Origin of the sequence: Neobacillus niacini (genome assembly GCF_019749295.1) — a bacterium.
Taxonomy (GTDB): Bacteria; Bacillota; Bacilli; order Bacillales; family Cytobacillaceae; genus Neobacillus; species Neobacillus niacini_D.
Map to the genome: position 1 here is coordinate 130515 of NZ_JACWFG010000015.1, position 20063 is coordinate 150577.

Below are 20063 nucleotides of genomic sequence, written 5' to 3' on the forward strand. Positions count from 1 at the left end.
TATCTTGAATAACCAACAAACTCTTAAACAATTGTCAAAACCAAAAAAATTAGCAATGAGTAATCAACAGTGGATGTCACTGAATTTTTTTGTATTTTTCTTAACTTGGGGAATATTTTTACCTTATTGGACTGGATGGCTTGTCCAGGCAAAAGGACTTAGCGTAGCCAATGCCAGTATCATCATGGGGTTTGGCTTAATAGCACGTGGGGCATCATCGCTTTTTGCTTTTCCACTGGCATCAAAGTTTATGAGCAGTCAAACCGTTATTTTTGTTCTGACAGGCAGCTCACTCGTGACTGCGATTCTGTATATACCATCTACCTCTTTTATCACACTTTTTATAGTAACGATTATGTTTAGTGCTGTTTTACCACCGCTTCTTCCAGCTCTGGATACAGCAGCAGGCAGCTTGGTCCAACAAGGTGACGTACATTATGGTAAAAGTCGTTCATATGGTTCTATGGGATTTATTGTTTCGGTGCTCATCATTAGTGTCGTAACGGGGTACTTTGGGGAAAAAGCTATTCTAAGCAGCATGATAATAGGGCTTTGTTTAATGTTATGCATGCGCCTGTTGCCAACACCCGCAGTATTAGCGGTAAAGCCAACTATGAAGGACCGCAGGGAGTCACTTACATTCAAAAGTTTATGGCAGACAAAAAGTTTCCCGATTGTTTTATTGGTTGTCATTTTGCTGCAAGGCGCCCATGCTTCCTATTATAATTATGGCTATATCTACTTGCAGGATTTAGGTGTGAATCAATTTTATATCGGAATGATCATTAATATTGCCGTGATTTTCGAGATTATTTACTTTTTGAAGGCTGATCACATGTTTAAAAAATGGAAGCCTTCATCTTTATTCATTCTTGCAGCTTCTGGATCTACTTTACGCTGGGTCCTCGTATTTTTGTTTCCTAACGTGTGGATATTTATGATTTCACAAAGCTTGCATGCATTGTCGTTTGGTGTAGCTCATTATGCATTTATGCTTTATATCACAAAAAACTTGCCTAAACAGCAAATTCCAAATGCACAAGGAATTTATTCAGCACTTGCCTTAAGCTTTAGCACAGCTGTTTTAACACTGATAGGCGGCTTTTTATACGAAATTTCTCCAACACTCTCATTTTTATCTATGATTATTTGTACGGTTCCAGCGATATTCATTTTGTTAACAACAAGAAAGAAGTATCAATATTAACAAGGTTACCTCCCATTACTTTTAACGGGAGGTATTTTTTTATAAAAAACTATTCGACCTTTACCTTAATTCGATCAACTGCGTTATACCCATAACCTTTTCTATTCCAAAATGGGTTGAGGGGCTGCGTTTGACCATAAGAATCTGTTGCTTTAGACATAATGGTATAAGCGTCTTTCTCGGCTGCATTCCATTCAAATGTCCAAGGAACCCATTTGTAGACCGAATTGAGATGAGTTACTTTCGCCTCGGACCATGTGTTTCCGTTATCCATACTAATTTCTACCTTTGTTATGTGGCCTTTACCCGTCCAAGCAATGCCTCGTAATTCATGTTTACCAGTATTTAAACTAGCCATATCTAACGGTTTTTGTATAGTAGAATTTACATTGATTGCGGTGACAGGAAATGCACCATCATCATTATCCATATTTGGGTAGTAGATATAATCAATGTCCTGGAAAGGTCCAGTAAAATGAGAACCGATCACACTTATTTGCTTAATCCATTTAACAGATGCCATCCCATACCAAGATGGAACTATTAATCTGAACGGAAATCCGTGTTTAAAGGATAGTGGTTGATTATTATATTCATAAGCAATAATGGTATCTGGGTGTAACGCCTTCTCTAATGGTAAACTTCGGGAATAGGAAATCTCTTTGTCTGAGTCAGTTCTTTTTCCAACATCATATCCTTCTATGACCACTTCTTTCGCTTCTTCTTTTATACCCGTGATTTCAAGCAGAGTTCGTAAGGGAACACCTTTCCAAACACCTTGGCTCATAGCACCCTTTTCCCATTGCTCACCAAACACTTTTGGCTCGAATAGACTGCGCTTATTCCCTGAACATTCAAGGACAACCTCTAAGGTTTTAGCGGGTAATTGGAAGATATTTTGTATAGAAAGCAGGATGGGGGTAGAAACCAAACCATTTATTGGAATAAAGTAGTTTGAATAGGTAAGCTTTGGATAAGAAAAGTGATTGCGTCGGTAAAATAAAGTGGTTTGGATAGTATCATCCTGAATGAAATGAATAGGTGTTTCTTGATTCTCGGGATTCAACCTGCGTGTTATTAAATAAGGTTTTACAACATGTTGTTTTGGGTCAGTCATAATTTCCTCCTTTCAAAATAGCAGCCAAAAATAGTGTATGATTTTTGTAGATGAAATAGGCTGTTAATCGTTTAAAGTGTTGGAAGAAAAATAAATAGAAGCTGGATTATAGTGAAGTGTCTTGGAAGTAAATATGTTAAAACTTCCTTACCTTAAAACAATCGATTATAATTTCTTATGAATGGAATGTAATAGGAGTGTATGAATGAAAAGTATATCGATTTTAGTTGCAGACGATGAAGAAGAAATTGCAAATTTAATTGCCATCCATTTAGAAAAGGAAGGATACCGTGTTTTTAAAGCATTAGATGGGGAAGAAGCCTTACATATAATCCAGACTCAATCGATTGATTTAGTGATTCTGGATATCATGATGCCTAAATTGGATGGGTATGAAGTAACTCGTCAAGTTCGTGAACAACACAATATGCCGATTATTTTTTTGAGTGCAAAAACATCTGATTTTGATAAGGTTCACGGGCTCGTGATTGGGGCAGACGATTACATGACGAAACCCTTCACTCCCATTGAATTGGTTGCCCGCGTAAATGCACATCTGCGCCGGTTTATTAAATTGAATCAACCTAAAGTGAATCTTACTTCCGGCTTGGAATTTGGCGGATTGATTATTTCTCCTGAACAGCGGTCTGTTACTTTATATGGAGAGACCATCGACCTGACGCCAAAGGAATTTGATATTTTATATTTACTAGCCAAGCAGCCAAAGAAAGTATTCAGTGTGGAAAATATTTTTCAACAGGTATGGGGAGAAGCATATTATGAAGGGGCTAATACGGTAATGGTCCATATACGTACGCTGCGGAAAAAACTTGAAGAAGATAAACGGAAAAACAAATTAATCAAAACGGTGTGGGGAGTCGGGTATACATTCAATGGTTAAAATCGCACGAAGTTTCCGTTCTAGAATGGTGCTTTTATTTGGCTTAAGTATGTTGTCAGCAGCTACCATAACATTCATTATTTATAAGGGACTTCAATGGTATTATCACAATTGGGTAGAGTGGGACGATCCGCTGTCCCTGCTCAGGAAATATATGAGCACAATGGGTGACATAAACTTCTTCCTAATGATATTTATTCCGCTTTCTATTCTTTTTTTCTATTTATTCACTAAGCCGTATACTGCGTATTTTAATGAAATTTCAAATGGAATTCACAATCTCGCGCGTGGAGACTTTAAACAGCGGGTTACGATTCAATCCAATGATGAATTTAGTGCTATTGCACAGGACATTAACCTCGCAAGTGAAACATTAGAAGAAGCGATTCTTAGAGGCGATTTTTCAGAAAGCAGCAGGGATAAGTTAGTCGTCAATTTGGCCCACGATTTACGTACGCCGCTTACCTCTGTTATTGGATATTTGGATTTAATCCTTAAGGATGAAAAATTGACGAAGGAACAAGCCAAACATTATTTAACCATTGCCTTTACAAAGTCTCAGCGTTTAGAGCGATTGATTGATGAATTATTTGAAATAACGAGAATGAATTATGGAATGTTACATATTGAGAAAAAGCTGCTGAATGTTAGTGACCTGCTATATCAATTGAAGGAAGAAATGTATCCAGTCTTTGAAAAAAATAATTTGATTGCTCGTATCAATATTTTGCCCGCGCTATTTATTTTAGGAGATGGAGAACTGTTGGCACGTGTATTTGAAAACCTGTTAACCAACGCAAACCGGTATGGCGTTGATGGTCAGTATGTCGATATTAACGGTTTTATAGAAAAAGGCGAAGTCGTTGTTCAGATTGTAAATTATGGAGACAGCATTCCACCAAATGAACTTCCACATATATTTGATATGTTTTATACTGGTGATAAAGCGCGTACACATCAAGAGAATAGTACAGGACTAGGTTTATTCATAGCGAAGAATATCGTTGAGCAGCATAATGGGAGCATATCGGTAGAAAGCAGTTTAATTGAGACGGTATTTGAAGTTCGTTTACCTCAAGAGAGCATGGAAAATGATCATTCTGCTTGAAAACTTAAGAAAAATTTAAACTTTACCCCACTTTTTATTTAAATAGTTTTTCCTATTCTAGTACCAAGATAGAAATAGGAGGATATATGAAGATGAAAAAGTGGGGATTTTTATTGTTAGTGGCAGTAAGCATAGGAATTGCAGTAGAAAATAGATTAGACTTTTTTAATGACAAAGTAGAAATTAAACATTTTGTTCCAGACCATAAATTAGATGAAAGTACTGAATTGGTAGAAATCGGAAAGGAACTCGTTTATCAAGGAAATTTACTTTTAGTCAACAATGAGCATCCTGTTCATAAAGAGAGTATAAAATCTGATGTCGTAAATTTATTTCAACATAGGGAATTAACAGAGGGATATGGGCTATTAGACAATGAAATTTACTTATCAGAAGAAGTTGCCCATGCGTTTTCTGAGATGATAGATACTGCAGGAGAAGAAGGGGTTCGTCATTTTTCGATTAATAGTGGATTTCGAGACTTCGATGAGCAGAATGTACTTTATCAGCAAATGGGGTCCAGCTTAGCCTTGCCAGCGGGACACAGTGAACACAATCTAGGGTTATCATTGGATGTTGGTTCAACTCAAATGAAAATGAGTGAGGCTCTTGAAGGCAAGTGGATCGAAAAAAATGCTTGGAAATTCGGTTTTATTTTACGCTATCCAAAGGATAAAACCCATGTTACTGGTATTCAATATGAACCATGGCATATCCGTTATGTAGGTTTACCGCACAGTGCAATCATACAGGAAAAAAATTTAGCTTTAGAAGAATATATTGACTATCTTAGAGTAGAAAAGAATTTGACGGCCATCGTTAATGAAGAAGAATATACAGTTACGTATTACCCCATTGAAGCAAACAGTTCAATACAAGTACCAGAGAATAGCAAATATGAGATCTCAGGAAATAATATTGATGGAGTAATTGTGACTGAAAAGAAATCATGATACGTATGTAAATAGAAAAAATTCACTTATCTGAGAGTGTTTTTCACTATGTGAGAGTAAATCCTGGTTATCCAAGAGTAATTTTGGCTATGTGGGAGTAAATCTTGCTATCCGAGAGATATTTCCTTTATGTGAGAGTTATTCTATTTATCCGAGAGATATTTCCCTTTATGTGAGAGTAAATCTACTTATCCGGGAGAAATTCCAAGATTTGTGCGAGCTATTATTCTAATAACTAAAGAAATTTCCGTATTTATTTTCCTGTTTGATAAAAATAATGGAAATTTTTATCAACATTATGGTACAAAATAGTATTAAATGGGTATAAACATATTTTATACTATTCTTGTGATTTAATCTTAGCTAGGAGGATAAAATGGAATTTTCTTTGTTATTAGAGTATGGATGGGTTTTACTTATTTTGATTTTGTTAGAAGGCTTACTTTCTGCGGATAATGCATTGGTACTAGCAATCATGGCAAAGCATTTACCTGCTGAACAACAGAAAAAGGCAATTAATATAGGATTATTATTAGCCTTTATCTTTAGGATTGGTGCCATCTTTATTATTTCGTTTTTGTTTCATGTTTGGTGGATACAAGCGATTGGTGCTGCATATTTAATTTTCATCGCATTAAAACATTTGCTTAAGAAGGATCATGGTGGTAAAGAGAAAACAGGAAAAAGCTACCGAGCTACTGTTGCTCAAATCGCATTAGCTGATATTGCCTTTGCTGTAGATTCCATTTTAGCTGCTGTCGCACTTGTTATCGCGTTACCAGGTACACCTATGGGCGAAATCGGCGGCATGGATGGTGCACAATTTATTGTCATTTTAATTGGTGCCATCGCTGGATTAATCGTAATTCGGTTTGCAGCAGGATTCTTTGTTAAGGTCTTGACACAACGTCCAACCCTTGAAACAGCAGCGATGTTACTCGTTGGCTGGGTGGGAGTTAAGCTATTAATGCATACTCTTGCACATCCGGCATTACACATTATTCCACATGATTTCGTAGAGGGACCGATTTGGAACACCATCTTTTGGTCCGTTATGCTTCTTATTGCTTTAGGCGGCTGGTTCCTGTCTGGGAAGAAAACAGAACAATCGACGTAAGACATGTTATCGTAAAGAAATGGCTTGAAACGATATCAAGCCATTTTTTTATTGGAAATGGGGGAGTAATATGAAATTTTCTTTCGATCACTTAGTTTGGTTCCATCATAAACCTGAAGATGTGATACAACCTCTTTCAGAAAAAGGACTCCATGTCGAGCATGGCGGCCGTCATGAATCATGGGGAACCTACAATACACTTAGTTATTTTGGTTTAAGTTATATAGAATTCTTAGGGATTGAAGCACTTTCAATCGCTGAGCAGCATGAAGAGAATCGGTTAATTACCCAGATTGTAGAGCAACTCGCACAAGAGAACCGTGAAGGACCTGCTAAAATCGCCATTCGGACAAATCAGATTCACGAATTAGCTATAAAGCTAAAACAAGACGGACATACCGTTTATGGTCCGCTTCCAGGACAACGTGTAACGACAAGTGGAGAAGTGATAAGATGGTCACTTCTTTTCATCGAGGATCAACCTAAACAGTTATCATTTCCTTTTTTCATCCAATGGGAAAAAAGTGATGAAGAAAGATTGTCTACTTTTAAGGAAAAAGGAATGATAGGTAGGCATTCTGGCGAAAATTCAAAACTTGAAAGTATCGGATTTGTTGTAAGGGATTTAGAAGAAACGATAAATACCTGGGGAAAGATATTAAATATAACACCAAGTGAAGCGTTCAGGGACGAAGGCTTACAGGCAAGTTGTCAAACATTAAAATTACCTGGCACCAATCTGCTGTTCTTCACACCACTTGGTAAAGGACCAGCAGAAAAGGTCTTATATGACAGAGGAGAAACACCTTTTTTAGTAAACTTGTCAAAGACAAACCAAAGCAGAATTTTTGAATTGTTGAATGGCTATTGGCATTTTCAATAGCCAGACTATTCTATATCAGAGGTGTTGTTAACATGATTAATACAAAATTAATTTTAATAGAGGGATTGCCTGGTTCAGGAAAATCCACAACAGCAGGAGTAATAAATGATATTTTAAAAGAGTTGAAAATTGAAACACGTTTATATCTTGAGGGAAATGTTGAACATCCTGCCGATTATGAAGGAGGTTCTTACTACTCAAAAACTGAATTTGCCCAACTTATGGAACAGTATAAAGAATTTAAGCCTATTTTAGTAAAACATGCAATTGAACGCTGTGGTGGATTTATATTGCCCCAGTATAAACTAAAACAAGACTTGGCAGATAAAATGGTACCTGATTCTTTTTGGGATGACATTTGGAATCATGATATCTATGAGCTGCCGTTAGAAAAAAACATTGAATTAATAACCGATAAATGGCAAAGGTTCGTAGATCAGGCGATGACAGAAAATCAAACGTATATTTTTGAATGCTGCTTTATCCAAAACCCTGTAACCATCGGAATGATCAAATATGGTGCCTCTCATGAAGTTGTCATGAATTATGTAAAGCAATTAGCTGCTATTATTGAGCCGTTGAATCCCGTTCTACTTTATGTAGACCAACAAGATTTGTCGCGTTCCTTTAAGAAGGCTGTGCAAGAACGGCCAAAAGAATGGTCTACTGGATTTATGGATTACTATAATAACCAAGGTTACGGGAAAATACATGATGTTCAGGGAATCGAAGGAACAATCGCTGTTTTGGAAGCACGAGAACAATTAGAGTCCTCGATTTTTAATGCATTAGACATGGAAAAATTTAAAATTGATAATTCTTCATTTGAGATTGATTCCTACAAAAAGGGAATCATGGAGATGTTCAGAATACTTTAAAAGTGTAAGGCTGTGAATCAGAGTGCACATGGCCTCTGATTTTTTACATTGATAATAAATTATCTTGATGGATTGGTGACCAAAACGATGACGCTCTTATCTAAATCAAAGTCCCAATCGACAAAAATATCAATAACGGTCGTATCCAAAATTCCTTCAAAATGGTTGTTGTTATGAAGCAGTCCTTTTTCGAGTGTACGCTTTGCAAGTTTTAGTTGTTCCTGCATTCCTTGCCGGATTAATTGCTTTTCAATTCTTACTAAGATTCCATTACGGATAACAAGGATTGACCGGGGATTCAATTGGCATGCGTAAATCTCTACAGGTTTCTTTTCAGATTCTGAGCTTAAATTAATTATCTCGTTAATTAGTTCTTCTTTTCCTGTAAACTCTTCATTAATGGGATAGTCGATACTCGTTGTATCTGTGCAGATCCCTGTAAACATCGCGGATTTATTATGCAGTCCCCAATCATAGTAAAATTCTCGTATCTCCATACCGGTAACAATTTTTATATATGCTTTTATTTCAGGAATGAGCGTTTGCATCACTAAATCCCTAGTTTGTTGAACACTTTCCACTTGTTTTTGATTCATTAGTACTCTTTCTGTTGGAGATAAGAAATTCCGAATATAGACGATAATAAAGGTTTTACCTAATGAAACATGCACCGATTCTGGACCTTTACCAAAATAATCACGCAGTATCTTACTAATATAGCTGCTTAACTCAACAGTTTGTTTATGAATGGGTGACTCCATTTTCGAGAACTCCTTTTTCCGTGACTAGTTATTTACCACTAGCATACCCGTTTTACTGGAAATAATTAGCATGGTTTGTTACTCGGAATAAAAATATAATGGAAGAAGGTGAAGGGATAGAAAGCCATTCGCTTTGAGGAGTAGGATATGTTTTCAAGCATGAGCAACAAAGTTTTAATAGACACATATTTTAATGCTGTAAATCTAAAGTTAGACGAAGATTTTATTAAACTGTTAGAAGAAGAAATAGTTAGAAGAGGGATACAATTAGATAAGGTTGAAAGAATGGTATAACCATAGCTTTTTGACTTAAATACTATGAAACTTACCCTCAAAAATGATTCGTAGAAGTAAAAGTAATAAGAACGGCGAATGGCTTCTCGCTCTTCACTTATTCCATCGAAAATATTAAATAGTCTGACTACTTACACTTTTTAAAAAAAGCTAGACCATGCGTCTAGCTTTTTTTTCTTGCACTTATTTTGATTATGTCGTTTTTCCCCTTATATCTCAATCAATAGTTTTGTATAATTCTATATAATGAGAAATTTTTAAGATGACCACGAATGATACCTTTGAAAAACGGAGTGCTTGAAATGTTAATAATACGTAACGCAACGATGAAGGATTTACCTGACATTGTCATCATTGAACACATTTGCTTTCCAATAGAGGAAGCAGCTACAGAAGGAGCGCTAAAAAAACGAATACAATATATTCCAGATAGTTTCTTTGTAGCGGAAGAGAATGGTGTGATTATAGGTTTGGTTAACGGACCAGTAATTGAAACAGAATTTATTACAGATGACTTATTCGATGGGATTAATCCAAATCCGCCATCCGGAGGTCATCAAACGGTCTTAGGAGTGGCGGTGACTCCTCATTTCCAAACTCGAGGAGTGGCAACCGCATTACTATCACACCTTGAAAAACATGCAGCAGGAAAAAAACGTGTAAGTATAACTTTGACTTGCAAGGAGGACTTAATCCGATTCTATGAGAATCTGGGGTACCGGAACATGGGAGTTTCGAAATCAGAGCATGGCGGCGTAACATGGTACAACATGAGTAAAAAGTTGATTTAAGCCTATTGGAGGAGAGTTAATGATTTATAGAGATAAAAGCAAAATATTCAATTAACTTGAACCCGATAACCTGGGTTCTTTTTTTTATGATTAATTAATGAGGCGGTTTCCTTTTTACAAAAAATGTACCCAGCTATATAAACCCGAGGAACCCATGTTAACAATCCATTTAATTGTTGAATATGGGGCCGATTTCATTCGCTTATGGCAGGAGTCCTGCTATTCCCAATAGAGATAAAACAATTTCAAAAAGAATAAGAATGACAATAATCCATTCAACGAATAGTCCGCGAATCGAGTGACTGATGGTCGAAAATCCATCCATAATGTTGTAGAGTATTTCCGTTTTACTTTTTAAGATTTTATAACGGTCATTTAATTCGAAAAACTCATGCATCCGATCATAAAAGTCCCCAGCAGTACTGCTTGTCCAAGTAATATCAGGTTTATCAAGAATCATGATGTAAGCAAGGGTATTATACTCATGACGGATAATTTTTGCCGTGGTCCTCGCCAGTTCCTTATTGCCGATTCGAAGCTTCCCCTTTTCTAATCGATCAATCATTGTTTCCAGCTTATCATTAATATGCCCCAGCTGTTCCTCCGTCTTTTCCAATGCCACCGATTTGGCCAGTACAGTGGAAATTAATTCAGGATAGTAGCTTTCATATTCAGGAACGACCACATATTCGTCCGTCAGCTCGATGCTTTCGGTTTCTTTAACGTGTAAGCTGTAATCATCGCTGTACCTGTCAGCACCACTAACGTCAATTTCAGGCTCAAAGGAGTGGAGGTAGTTCAATAAAGCAGTTATCTCATTCGGAGTGGAGTGATTTATGAAGACAATGCTGCCAAAAGAAAAAACAAGTACCATCTGAGTTTCGTCTACATTTTTCAAAAGGATTGATTTTAAAATTTCACCTCTTAAAATTAATGGTTCTTCCCAGGTGAATTTCTTCGGTATTCCACAATGATCGGCGATTTTGTTTAGATCTATTTCATTTGTAATGGCAAAGGCTTTAAAGATTAAATCTCTCATATTCACCACTCATTTCAATATTTTTGTTTTATTTCATCTATATATTAGTATATGAGCTGTGAAGGAGAAATAATGAAGGATAAGTGTAAATAATAGAGAATTAATTATGATGTACTAGTGAACGGGGTTGATACTAGTAAATACAGCCTGAAAAAAAATTGAGGAAAGATATCATGACTGAAAAAAACTCTACCTGCTGTTTCCATTTAGAGATAGTGGATATTTTGAAATCCCTTGTCATACTTTCTCCTTAAAGTCGAAATAATAAAATAAAGGAGAGATGATTATGGATGAGATAAAGGACTATGTCGCCGCAGACTTGTCGTCAAATCTGGTTAGTGAGCTCAAATCACTTGAAGAAAAATTAAGTGAAAAAACGAATAAAGAAGTTGTGGTTATTGCATACGAAAAGGACAAATAAAAAGCAAAAAGAGCCGTCAATTTCAAAACGGCTCTTTCATCTATTTTGCAAACACATGATTTCCTACTGTCTTTACTACTTCGCGAGTTGTAATCCAAGTATCAGTTGCGATTTCTGGATTATAAAAATAAATACAATCATTTAAGCGATCTTGTCGTGTTAGAGCTTCTTCGACTGCGCGAATTGCTTCATCTGATGCCGCATTATTGATCTCGCCATTTTGTACTGGTGAAAATGCATATGCCTCACCAACAACTTCATTAATAACTTCTGTTACTGTATTTGGAAACTCAGGTGATTCTACCCGATTTAATACCACAGTCGCAACGGCTACTTTTCCCTCATATGATTCACCTTTTGCTTCTGCCTCTACTAGTCTCGCAAATAGATCTTTCTCCTCGTTTGAGATGGAAACCGCTGGTGTCTCGGCTTCTGGCGGGTTAACCACTTCAGGTTCTGAGGTTTGTGGTTCTATTACAGCTGTTACACCAACCTCTGTTTCTTCTTGAGGTCGTTTTTCAACAAGATCTTGTTTATTTGGAATGAATTCTTTTTCATCATTAAATTCATTATATTCTTGATTCATTTCATACATAATTGGTCCATATGCATATGCTTGTCCAATTTCAGCCAGGCTGTCTACATTTACAACTTGATATTCAGTTATCGCTTCAACTGTTGGATTGTGAATTCCGATAAATGCAAATGTAGCTACACAAGCTACCGCAACTTTTTTGAAATAAGTGTTTTTCATGTGTGCTACCTCCTGATGTTTTTGTCTGATATAAGACTAACATCGACAGGGACACGTTATACAGAACGATAAGGTTACATTTCTTTATAGTTTCATGAACAACATTACAGTAGCGGTAATAATGTGACATAATGCCTAGCAATCTGTCATAATCAACCCATTTTTACGGTATAGAGGAATATTTTGTATAAGAAATAAGGCGGATAGTGAGTTTTTGGAAAGTATTTCTATAATCTAATATTTCGGAAATGAAAATAACTGTACATTGTGATACGATTAACATAATAAATGTATGAATATATTGGAGATGGATTTGCATGCTAGTTTGGAAGCGTAATTTGTGGGTATTATGGATAGGAGTTTTTTTCACTTCAGCAAGTTTTTCCATGGTTATCCCATTTTTGCCTATTTTCCTGCTTCAAATTGGTGTGCATGAACACACAGAAGTATGGTCAGGCTTGTTATTTAGTGCTGCATTTTTTGCAGGAGCGATCGCTTCCCCGTTCTGGGGACGGGTGGCAGATAAATATGGAAGAAAACCATTGTTAATCCGAGCTGGATTAGCTCTTTTTGTAGTCTATACATTAACTGCTTTTGTTACAAATCCATACCAGCTATTAGGATTACGGATTATGCAGGGTTTGTTAAGTGGATTCATTCCTGGTGCTATTGCCTTAGTCGGTACCAATACACCCAGCAATAAAGTAGGTTACGCTCTTTCAATGATTTCCTCCGCTTCTGCTTCCGGTGGCATCGTTGGACCGCTGTTAGGAGGAGGAATTGCTTCTTTAGTGGGAAACCGAGTGGCGTTTGGCAGTGCAGGAATGTTTGCGCTCATTTCGACACTCCTAGTTATCTTTTGGGTGACGGAAGAGAACTTCACTCCCAGTAAAGAGAAGGGCTCGATCATGAATGATTTTAAAATGGCAGCCTCTAATCGTTCCTTGATGCTTGTACTCGCTTTAACTGCGATTACATCGGGTTCAATTATGACCATTGAACCCGTCCTGCCATTATATATTGTGGACCTTGGCGGTTCTTCTGAGCATGCTTCGTTACTTGCGGGAATTGTGTTCTCACTGCCCGGTATCGCTAGTGTTATTTTTGCTCCAATGTGGGGAAGATGGGCAGATAAGGCCGGTTTCCAAAAGGTCTTATTTATCGGCTTAATGGGCGGGGGAATCGGAACCATTGCCCAAATTATTTTCAGCAATATTTGGGGATTTTCCATTACCCGTTTCATATTTGGTATCTTTTTCTGTGCCGTATTCCCCGCACTAAACGGGCTGGTGGTAAGGTCAACACCGAAAGATTTCCGCGGCCGGGCCTTTGGTTTACACCAGACCTCTAATCAAATAGGAGGTATGATTGGCCCCATCATCGGAGGAATCCTTGGTGGTTTTTTTCCAGTTCAAACCGTATTCGTGGTAACTGGTTTCTTACTTCTCGGTGCAACAGGTATGGCTTATTGGAAGGCAAATGATTTAAATCGCGGGCTTAAAACGAAAGCCGTACCCGAAAAGTAAATTTAAAAAGGATATAAATAGTATGTAAATACACCAACAATGATTCCCGTTATCGCTCCAAAAAAGACCTCTGTTGGTTGATGACCTAATAATTCTTTTAATTTTTCCCTAGACTCCGGTTTCTTTAAATTGGGGTCTTTTAGTGTCTCAATCACCCTGTTAAAGTCGGCTAACAGGGTGTTTAGTATTTCTGCATGATACCCAGCATGCCTTCTAACCCCCATTGCATCATGCATTACGATTGCAGCAACCACAACACATATAGCAAACTCATTAGATTTAAATCCAGACATCAGACCAATAACCGTTGTCAAGGATACAATCATTGCGGTATGTGAGCTTGGCATTCCACCTGTACTAAACATCAAATTCCATTTTAATTCCCTTGAGGCTAAATAATGAATCGGTATTTTTACGAATTGTGCTAGGAACATTCCTAAAAAAGCAGCTAGAATCGGACAGGATAAATACATAATAACCTCCTAGATAATTGTTGATTTACCTTATAATCATATCAAAAGGATTTTTATGTTAAAGGGAGAATTATGAAAAATATAGAAGTTTTATGATAAAGAATGATTTGAAAAACTGGGGGAAATGATAGCACAGATTATAAAAACAAAGAAGTAAGAGGGACAGCATAGTCTCTCTTACTTTCTATTGCAAGTGTATGGGTAAAAAGGCGGGTTTCATTACTTTAATGTTTCAATTGTTTCTATTAATTTTTGCATTGCTTCTCGATCATCGGAACCAGAAGTTTCAATACTAATCTCAGCATTATTAGGGATAGCTAAAGACAAAACGCCCATTATCGATTTACAGTTCACTTTATGACCGTTGTAGGTAAGGTAAATATCAGACTCAAATTGAGACGTTACCTGAACCAATTGGTTTATTGCCCGACTGTCTAACCCTGACTTTCTATTTAATTGAATCGTTTTTAATACCATCGAGAAAACACTCCTTATCATTCTGGTTAATTCACACTCTTTTATGTATGAAAAATAAATACCAAATATGACAAGTATAGCCAGAGGGATAGCCAGGGGGACGGTTCTCATGGTCCAAAAAAGACCATGAGAACCGTCCCCACGGTGTTAAATCCCTAGAACTTTTTCCAATTTCTCCTGATCAAACCCTAATATAACCTGTGATCCATTTTCATCCTCAATAAGTGTTGCAGGTGTTGCGGAGGCACCTAATTCTACAATTTCATCAAGGTACGCAGGGTTTTCTCTGATATTTCTTTCCTCAAATTCAATCCCATTATCCTTTAACCATAATTTTTCAGACGTACACGGACCGCAGCCTTCTTGAGTGTATATTACTACTTTTCGCATAACCATTCCTCCTTCATTCATCATAATACCATCTTAAACCTTTCATAATTAAATGTCTCATTCCATGATTATAATGATGTAGTGTTCATATAATCATTTGACCAACATACATATACAGTAAGAAGACAAGCAGTTATATAGGTAAAAACAGAGAAAAGGAGACAAGTACAAGGGGATGGAGTTTTTACAAGAAATCATAGCGAATTATGGTTCATTTTTATCATTAGACGCCTTGGGAGATGTATTAACAGATCCTGCTAGTTGGGGAATCATTGGTACCTTGGTTATTTTAGAAGGGTTATTATCTGCTGATAATGCATTAGTACTCGCTGTTTTGGTAAAGCACTTGCCTGAAAAACAACGAAAGAAAGCACTTTTCTATGGAATTATAGGAGCATATCTATTTCGGGTTATTGCGATTGGGATAGGCGTAACGTTGATTAATATTGGCTGGATCAAGATTGTTGGCGGTCATTATCTCCTTTGGCTGGTTCTCCAACACTTTATGAACAAAAGAGAAGGAGAGGAAGAGATTCAAACCAAACAAGTCGGTTTTTGGAGCACCGTATTAACCGTAGAGCTTATGGATATCGCGTTTAGCATCGATAGTGTCATTGCTGCGTTTGGTGTATCAAATCAGGTCTGGGTATTGTTCTTAGGAGGAATCCTTGGAATATTAATGATGCGAGGTGTTGCACAATTATTCTTAGCGCTGATTGAAAGAATACCTGAATTTGAAACAACTGCATTTATATTAATTGGCATGATTGGATTAAGAATGATCGGTGCTGCTTTTGGCTTCCAAATGCACGAAGTAATTTTCTTCAGTCTATTAATCGGCATCTTCTTTGGGACCTTCCTCGTACATTTTTTAAAAGGTAAGCCCATAACAAAGTAATGTTAAGAGACCAGCCTTTTGGGTCTCTTTTTGGTTAAAATTTCTCATTTTTTTAATAATCAGGTAAAATTATATCGTTATTATTTTTTATTTTTACAGGGGGAAATTCTCATGCGAGAAGAGGGTTATATAGAGGTAACAGGCGGGAGAGTTTGGTATCAACTATTCAATAAAAATTCAAAAGCTACTCCTGTCATCATACTGCATGGTGGTCCAGGATCCTCAAGTTATTCATTAGAAGGATTACAAGCGCTTGAAAAAGACAGACCGGTTATTTTGTACGATCAATTAGGGTGTGGCAGGTCAGATCGTCCGACTGACACATCTCTTTGGCAAATTAACCGCTTTGTAGAAGAATTAGCTCAGGTTAGAAAAGCTTTAAAATTAGACGAAGTACATATTCTAGGTCATTCGTGGGGTACAACCTTAGCAGTAGCCTATTGCTTAACGAAACCAAGCGGGGTAAAGAGTGTTATTTTTTCAAGTCCTTGTTTGAGTGCACCACGTTGGGAGCAGGACCAAATTGAAAATCTAAAAAAACTCCCTATTGAAATTCAAGAAACAATTAAACAATGTGAGGAAAATGGAACAACCGATTCAGAAGAATTTAAAGCGGCCATTCAGGAATTTAACAAAGTATTTGTTTGTCGGATACAGGAAGAACCAGACCCTGAGTGGGTTAAAAAGGGATCAGGATATCGTAATCCTGAAATTTATAATATTATGTGGGGACCATCTGAATTTAGTGTAAAAGGGAATCTCAAGTCATTTGATTGTACAGCCCGATTACATGAAATCAGCTGCCCAACACTATTTACATGTGGACGATATGATGAGGCTACACCTGAATCAACGGAGTACTTTAGCAGTCTTGTACCAAACGGACGTTTTCACGTTTACGAAAATAGTGCTCATTTGGCATATTTTGAAGAAAAGGAAGAGTTTTTACAAGTAGTAGGAGACTTCCTAAAAAACACTGATTCTAACTGACAAAATAATGTAAAAGGACAACCGTTGTGGGTTGTCCTTTTCGCATATTATATAGAGGAAAGTAGAATGGTTTTCCGGAATATTAAGTTAATCTATTGCTCATTTACTTAACTCTTGCCAACGAGAAAGGAGGAACATAGTAATATGTTCTCCTTTACTAAATTTGACGTTTACTATTAAAGTACGTCTAATTTAGCAACGATTGTTACAAGGATTTGGAGAAGTGCTTGGATATTTACAGAAACTTGAGTGTCAGTTGTCGTAACTTTGATATTTTTAGAACCGTGAATAACTGTTTTTTGTGAGTTCTTTTGTTTGTTTTTAAACAATTGTTTAAGGTCCTGAACAACTGCTTTGCCTTTCTCCGTATCGCCAATTGTAATGCTAATAACAATTGCGATTGCTACTTGGATTGCTGCTTGCAATGATAATGCGACTTGAGTATCAGTAGTTTGTACATCGATTCCTTCAGAATCCTTAATGATAATCCATTCAAAAGATTGTTGTTTATTGGAAACAAATTGATCAGCCTCTTGCATAACATCCGCTTCGTTACTTTTACTGTCACAAGAATCTAATGCTTTCCATTTCTTTTCTGTCATTTTATTTTCACCTCTTATTTTTATATTTTTTTATGCAATATCAATTTTTGCAACTAAAGTTAGAAGTACTTGTAGTAATGCTTGGATGTTTGCTGCAACGTCTGTATCAGTTGTTGTGATGTTGATATCTTTGGAGTTTACGATGCTAATTTTTTGGAAGTTACTTTGTTCGGATTCAAAGTATTGAAGTAGATCTTCTGCAACACTGTTTCCTTGATCAGAATCAAGAATTGTAACTCTAATAACTAATGCGATAGCTAGCTGTAGTGCAATCTGCAGGGAAACAGCTGCTTGCGTATCAGTAGTGTGAACACAGATGTTACAAGAATCTTTAATATAGATTAATTCCTCGGAATCCTGTTCCATTAATGAAACTTGGTCAGCATCTTGTAATACATCTGCATCGATAGAATCGTTTGAATGGTGCTCTGGAGCTTGGTATGTGTGTGCATCTTGAAAAACTGCTGGATCATGATAGACATAAGCAAATTGCGGGGCTTCCTCGTAAGTTTTTTCAGCAACCGGCTTGTCCTCATAAAACATATCTGAAGACTCATCCTTCCGATGCTTTTTATCGTTTTTTTCCTTCTTGTTGGATGCCATTGTTTTTACACTCCTTTGTTGTGGTTTGTTTTCAATATAATATATGGAGTTGTCCAATAATGTGTTTGTGTGTATTAGCTTATTTTGGATGTTTTACAAAAAATGAAAAGAACGCCTAATCCAGGCGTCCATTATAAAATGTTATTCTTCGCCTTCGGCTTTAGTTGGTGGAGTGTCTTTCTTAACGAATGCATCCACCTGTTGGGAAAGGTCATTCACTAGTTCTTTAATTAATTGTTTTTGTTCGTCTGATAAATTTGCTTTCCCTTTATCTAAATTAATCCCATTTTTTTTGAATAAATCACTTACCAGTAAATCAATAATCTTACCTGTAAGTAATGGGTTTTGATTTGAATCGCTCACCACTATCGCTCCTTTACATAGTATTTCCATTATCAGGGTATGCACCAAGCTCCTGATATTCCTGCACTAATCGTCCAAAGTAATCAAAAATAAGATAAAAATGATAATATGTTATATAATTCTTAAGAGCAGGGCAGGAGGTAAAAATGGATAAGACTTTTGGGTAGATAATAAAGGAGAAAGAATATCGGTCAAGACAGGCCGTTTACGGTATTATTTTTAATGATACGAAAGAAGAGATATGAGAAAGATGGCTGATTGTATGAAGGTACTTTTCGTTATGCTTGGTGGGTTTATAGGGGCTATAGCTAGATATAGTATTGGAGAGTGGATACATACTAATAATGGTTTTCCTCTTGGAACACTTTTAATAAATCTCTTAGGTTGTTTTCTACTAGGTTGGTTTCTTACTTTCATCACGATTAAGAAAAAAATAAGAACAGAATATACCTTATTTCTCGGAACAGGATTAATTGGTTCTTTTACAACTTTTTCTACCTTTTCAGTTGAGACCATACGACTTTTGCAAAATGGATTTCTTTTAAATGGTGCACTATACATATTAACCAGTATACTTTTTGGATTATTGCTTACATACTTAGGAGTTAAATTAGCTATTACTAATGGAGAAAAAGGGGTAACAAATTGATTTGGTTAATTGGACTAGGAGGATCCTTAGGTGCCGCTGCTAGGTATTCATTGGGGATTTTTATTAATAACAATTATAGATCTAAGCCCTTTCCGCTGGGGACTTTGATTATAAATATTTCCGGTTCCTTTCTATTGGGACTACTGGCAAAACTATATTCGGCTAACGAAATTAGTGCAGCAGTCTGGTTTTTTGCAGGTGTAGGCTTTTGTGGTGCTTACACGACTTTCTCAACTTTCGGTTATGAAACCATTACACTTATTCAATCAAACAAAGCAGTAATAGCAGGCGCATATGTTTTATCTTCGGTTATCTTAAGTACAGTAACGGCTGCTATAGGTTTTGCTATTTGGTAACTCCTTTACGTTTAATTTTGAAAAAAGAAAGCAAAATAAGAGGGTAACTACTGATTTGTAAGGAGGATACAAATGTCTAAGAAAAAGTTTACCCCCTCATCTGATGTTGACCAAAAGCAACTACTTAATGATAAAGTTGAGAAGGCTCGAAAAAACGAAGACGAACATGTGCGTCGGGTAACACCAAACGGCGGGCAAGGGGAATAAGGATATAAAGAAGCTGTTGCGTATGCAACAGCTTCTTTATATAGAGCAATGTTTTAGATTAGTACATTATGCACGAAATAATTGGATAATATTTCTATTGAACAAGATGTATGTGGGTGTTATTATATAAAAGTTCCCTTCAGAGGGACAAACAAAACGAACAATAGATATTGACATTCAACTGATTGATATGTTAAAATATTTTTTGTCGCTTTTTAGAACGATAGTAATCTTGCTCTTTGAAAACTAAACAAACAGTAACGTCAACAAACAATTTTTTTAGCTTTTTATAAAAGCTAAGCCAA

At 36.5% G+C, this 20063-nt stretch carries 26 protein-coding genes; 16 read left to right on the top strand and 10 right to left on the bottom strand.

The features are described 5' to 3' along the window. Positions 1–55: 55 nt before the first annotated feature. Complete coding sequence (locus H0184_RS20555; protein ID WP_221827951.1) at positions 56–1207, top strand: 3-phenylpropionate MFS transporter; 1152 nt, start codon at positions 56–58, stop codon at positions 1205–1207. Between the two features lie 49 nt (positions 1208–1256). Here the strand turns inward: H0184_RS20555 and H0184_RS20560 are convergent, their stop codons facing one another. Further along, positions 1257–2324: a sulfite oxidase gene (locus H0184_RS20560; protein WP_221827894.1), complete on the bottom strand. Its 1068-nt coding sequence runs from the start codon at positions 2322–2324 to the stop codon at positions 1257–1259. A gap of 205 nt (positions 2325–2529) precedes the next feature. On the opposite strand from H0184_RS20560, the gene vanR reads away from it, so the two are divergent. The 6 genes from vanR (at position 2530) to H0184_RS20590 (ending at position 8164) form a co-directional block, all read left to right on the top strand. Continuing rightward, positions 2530–3225 carry a vancomycin resistance response regulator transcription factor, VanR-F/VanR-M family gene (vanR, locus tag H0184_RS20565; RefSeq protein ID WP_221827895.1) on the top strand — a complete coding sequence of 232 codons (696 nt, stop codon included), beginning with the start codon at positions 2530–2532 and terminating at the stop codon, positions 3223–3225. Beyond that, complete coding sequence (locus tag H0184_RS20570; protein ID WP_221827896.1) at positions 3218–4333, top strand: sensor histidine kinase; 1116 nt, start codon at positions 3218–3220, stop codon at positions 4331–4333. The genes vanR and H0184_RS20570 overlap by 8 nt, the downstream gene beginning before the upstream one ends. 92 nt (positions 4334–4425) lie before the next feature. Further along, positions 4426–5286, top strand: coding sequence for a VanY-A/VanY-F/VanY-M family D-Ala-D-Ala carboxypeptidase (gene vanY, locus H0184_RS20575; RefSeq protein WP_221827954.1), 861 nt, complete (start codon positions 4426–4428; stop codon positions 5284–5286). A 376-nt stretch (positions 5287–5662) separates the two neighbouring features. Beyond that, positions 5663–6403: a TerC family protein gene (locus tag H0184_RS20580; RefSeq protein ID WP_221827897.1), complete on the top strand. Its 741-nt coding sequence runs from the start codon at positions 5663–5665 to the stop codon at positions 6401–6403. 70 nt (positions 6404–6473) lie between these two features. Next, complete coding sequence (locus H0184_RS20585; RefSeq protein ID WP_221827898.1) at positions 6474–7286, top strand: VOC family protein; 813 nt, start codon at positions 6474–6476, stop codon at positions 7284–7286. A 35-nt stretch (positions 7287–7321) separates the two neighbouring features. Beyond that, complete coding sequence (locus H0184_RS20590; RefSeq protein WP_221827956.1) at positions 7322–8164, top strand: P-loop NTPase family protein; 843 nt, start codon at positions 7322–7324, stop codon at positions 8162–8164. Positions 8165–8223: 59 nt separating this feature from the next. Here H0184_RS20590 and H0184_RS20595 read toward each other — a convergent pair whose 3' ends face one another. Continuing rightward, positions 8224–8925, bottom strand: a complete 702-nt coding sequence (locus H0184_RS20595; RefSeq protein ID WP_221827899.1) for a Na-translocating system protein MpsC family protein — start codon at positions 8923–8925, stop codon at positions 8224–8226. Positions 8926–9072: 147 nt separating this feature from the next. Here H0184_RS20595 and sda point away from each other — a divergent pair, with 147 nt between their 5' ends. Together sda and H0184_RS20605 are read left to right on the top strand one after the other, a co-directional pair. Beyond that, the gene (sda, locus tag H0184_RS20600; protein WP_260631700.1) at positions 9073–9219 is read left to right on the top strand and encodes a sporulation histidine kinase inhibitor Sda; all 147 of its coding nucleotides are present in this window, start codon (positions 9073–9075) and stop codon (positions 9217–9219) included. 302 nt (positions 9220–9521) lie between these two features. Further along, positions 9522–10010 (top strand): GNAT family N-acetyltransferase, encoded by a 489-nt coding sequence (locus H0184_RS20605; protein ID WP_221827900.1) that lies wholly within the window; start codon positions 9522–9524, stop codon positions 10008–10010. Between the two features lie 202 nt (positions 10011–10212). Here the strand turns inward: H0184_RS20605 and H0184_RS20610 are convergent, their stop codons facing one another. After that, positions 10213–11049, bottom strand: coding sequence for an RMD1 family protein (locus tag H0184_RS20610; RefSeq protein ID WP_221827901.1), 837 nt, complete (start codon positions 11047–11049; stop codon positions 10213–10215). A gap of 286 nt (positions 11050–11335) precedes the next feature. Here H0184_RS20610 and H0184_RS27790 point away from each other — a divergent pair, with 286 nt between their 5' ends. Next, entirely contained in the window at positions 11336–11470 is a 135-nt protein-coding gene (locus tag H0184_RS27790; RefSeq protein WP_260631701.1) for a hypothetical protein, read from the top strand. A gap of 40 nt (positions 11471–11510) precedes the next feature. On the opposite strand, the gene H0184_RS20615 is transcribed toward H0184_RS27790, so the two are convergent. Next, the gene (locus H0184_RS20615; RefSeq protein ID WP_221827902.1) at positions 11511–12224 is read right to left on the bottom strand and encodes a cell wall hydrolase; all 714 of its coding nucleotides are present in this window, start codon (positions 12222–12224) and stop codon (positions 11511–11513) included. 317 nt (positions 12225–12541) lie between these two features. On the opposite strand from H0184_RS20615, the gene H0184_RS20620 reads away from it, so the two are divergent. Continuing rightward, entirely contained in the window at positions 12542–13750 is a 1209-nt protein-coding gene (locus H0184_RS20620) for an MFS transporter (RefSeq protein WP_221827903.1), read from the top strand. Between the two features lie 2 nt (positions 13751–13752). Here the strand turns inward: H0184_RS20620 and H0184_RS20625 are convergent, their stop codons facing one another. The 3 genes from H0184_RS20625 to H0184_RS20635 form a co-directional block, all read right to left on the bottom strand. Then, positions 13753–14223 carry a divergent PAP2 family protein gene (locus H0184_RS20625; RefSeq protein WP_221827905.1) on the bottom strand — a complete coding sequence of 157 codons (471 nt, stop codon included), beginning with the start codon at positions 14221–14223 and terminating at the stop codon, positions 13753–13755. Between the two features lie 219 nt (positions 14224–14442). Next, positions 14443–14700, bottom strand: coding sequence for an HPr family phosphocarrier protein (locus tag H0184_RS20630; RefSeq protein ID WP_221827907.1), 258 nt, complete (start codon positions 14698–14700; stop codon positions 14443–14445). A 147-nt stretch (positions 14701–14847) separates the two neighbouring features. Then, positions 14848–15090, bottom strand: a complete 243-nt coding sequence (locus H0184_RS20635; RefSeq protein WP_221827909.1) for a glutaredoxin family protein — start codon at positions 15088–15090, stop codon at positions 14848–14850. A gap of 175 nt (positions 15091–15265) precedes the next feature. On the opposite strand from H0184_RS20635, the gene H0184_RS20640 reads away from it, so the two are divergent. Further along, the gene (locus H0184_RS20640; RefSeq protein WP_221827911.1) at positions 15266–15988 is read left to right on the top strand and encodes a TerC family protein; all 723 of its coding nucleotides are present in this window, start codon (positions 15266–15268) and stop codon (positions 15986–15988) included. A gap of 111 nt (positions 15989–16099) precedes the next feature. Further along, entirely contained in the window at positions 16100–16978 is an 879-nt protein-coding gene (locus tag H0184_RS20645; RefSeq protein WP_221827913.1) for a proline iminopeptidase-family hydrolase, read from the top strand. Between the two features lie 176 nt (positions 16979–17154). On the opposite strand, the gene H0184_RS20650 is transcribed toward H0184_RS20645, so the two are convergent. The 3 genes from H0184_RS20650 to H0184_RS20660 all read right to left on the bottom strand — a co-directional run bounded on the left by H0184_RS20650 (position 17155) and on the right by H0184_RS20660 (position 18546). Beyond that, entirely contained in the window at positions 17155–17580 is a 426-nt protein-coding gene (locus H0184_RS20650) for a spore coat protein (RefSeq protein WP_221827915.1), read from the bottom strand. A gap of 30 nt (positions 17581–17610) precedes the next feature. Further along, a complete protein-coding gene (locus H0184_RS20655; RefSeq protein ID WP_260631702.1) occupies positions 17611–18183 on the bottom strand; it encodes a spore coat protein in 573 nt (190 codons plus the stop codon). A gap of 141 nt (positions 18184–18324) precedes the next feature. Continuing rightward, positions 18325–18546 (bottom strand): spore coat protein, encoded by a 222-nt coding sequence (locus H0184_RS20660; RefSeq protein ID WP_221827917.1) that lies wholly within the window; start codon positions 18544–18546, stop codon positions 18325–18327. 262 nt (positions 18547–18808) lie between these two features. Here H0184_RS20660 and crcB (H0184_RS20665) point away from each other — a divergent pair, with 262 nt between their 5' ends. From crcB (H0184_RS20665) to H0184_RS27795, 3 genes are all read left to right on the top strand, one after another. Then, complete coding sequence (gene crcB / locus H0184_RS20665) at positions 18809–19195, top strand: fluoride efflux transporter CrcB (RefSeq protein ID WP_221827919.1); 387 nt, start codon at positions 18809–18811, stop codon at positions 19193–19195. Continuing rightward, the gene (crcB, locus tag H0184_RS20670; RefSeq protein ID WP_221827921.1) at positions 19192–19551 is read left to right on the top strand and encodes a fluoride efflux transporter CrcB; all 360 of its coding nucleotides are present in this window, start codon (positions 19192–19194) and stop codon (positions 19549–19551) included. The genes crcB (H0184_RS20665) and crcB (H0184_RS20670) overlap by 4 nt, the downstream gene beginning before the upstream one ends. Before the next feature lie 72 nt (positions 19552–19623). Next, positions 19624–19758 (top strand): hypothetical protein, encoded by a 135-nt coding sequence (locus H0184_RS27795; protein WP_260631703.1) that lies wholly within the window; start codon positions 19624–19626, stop codon positions 19756–19758. Positions 19759–20063 lie beyond the last annotated feature (305 nt).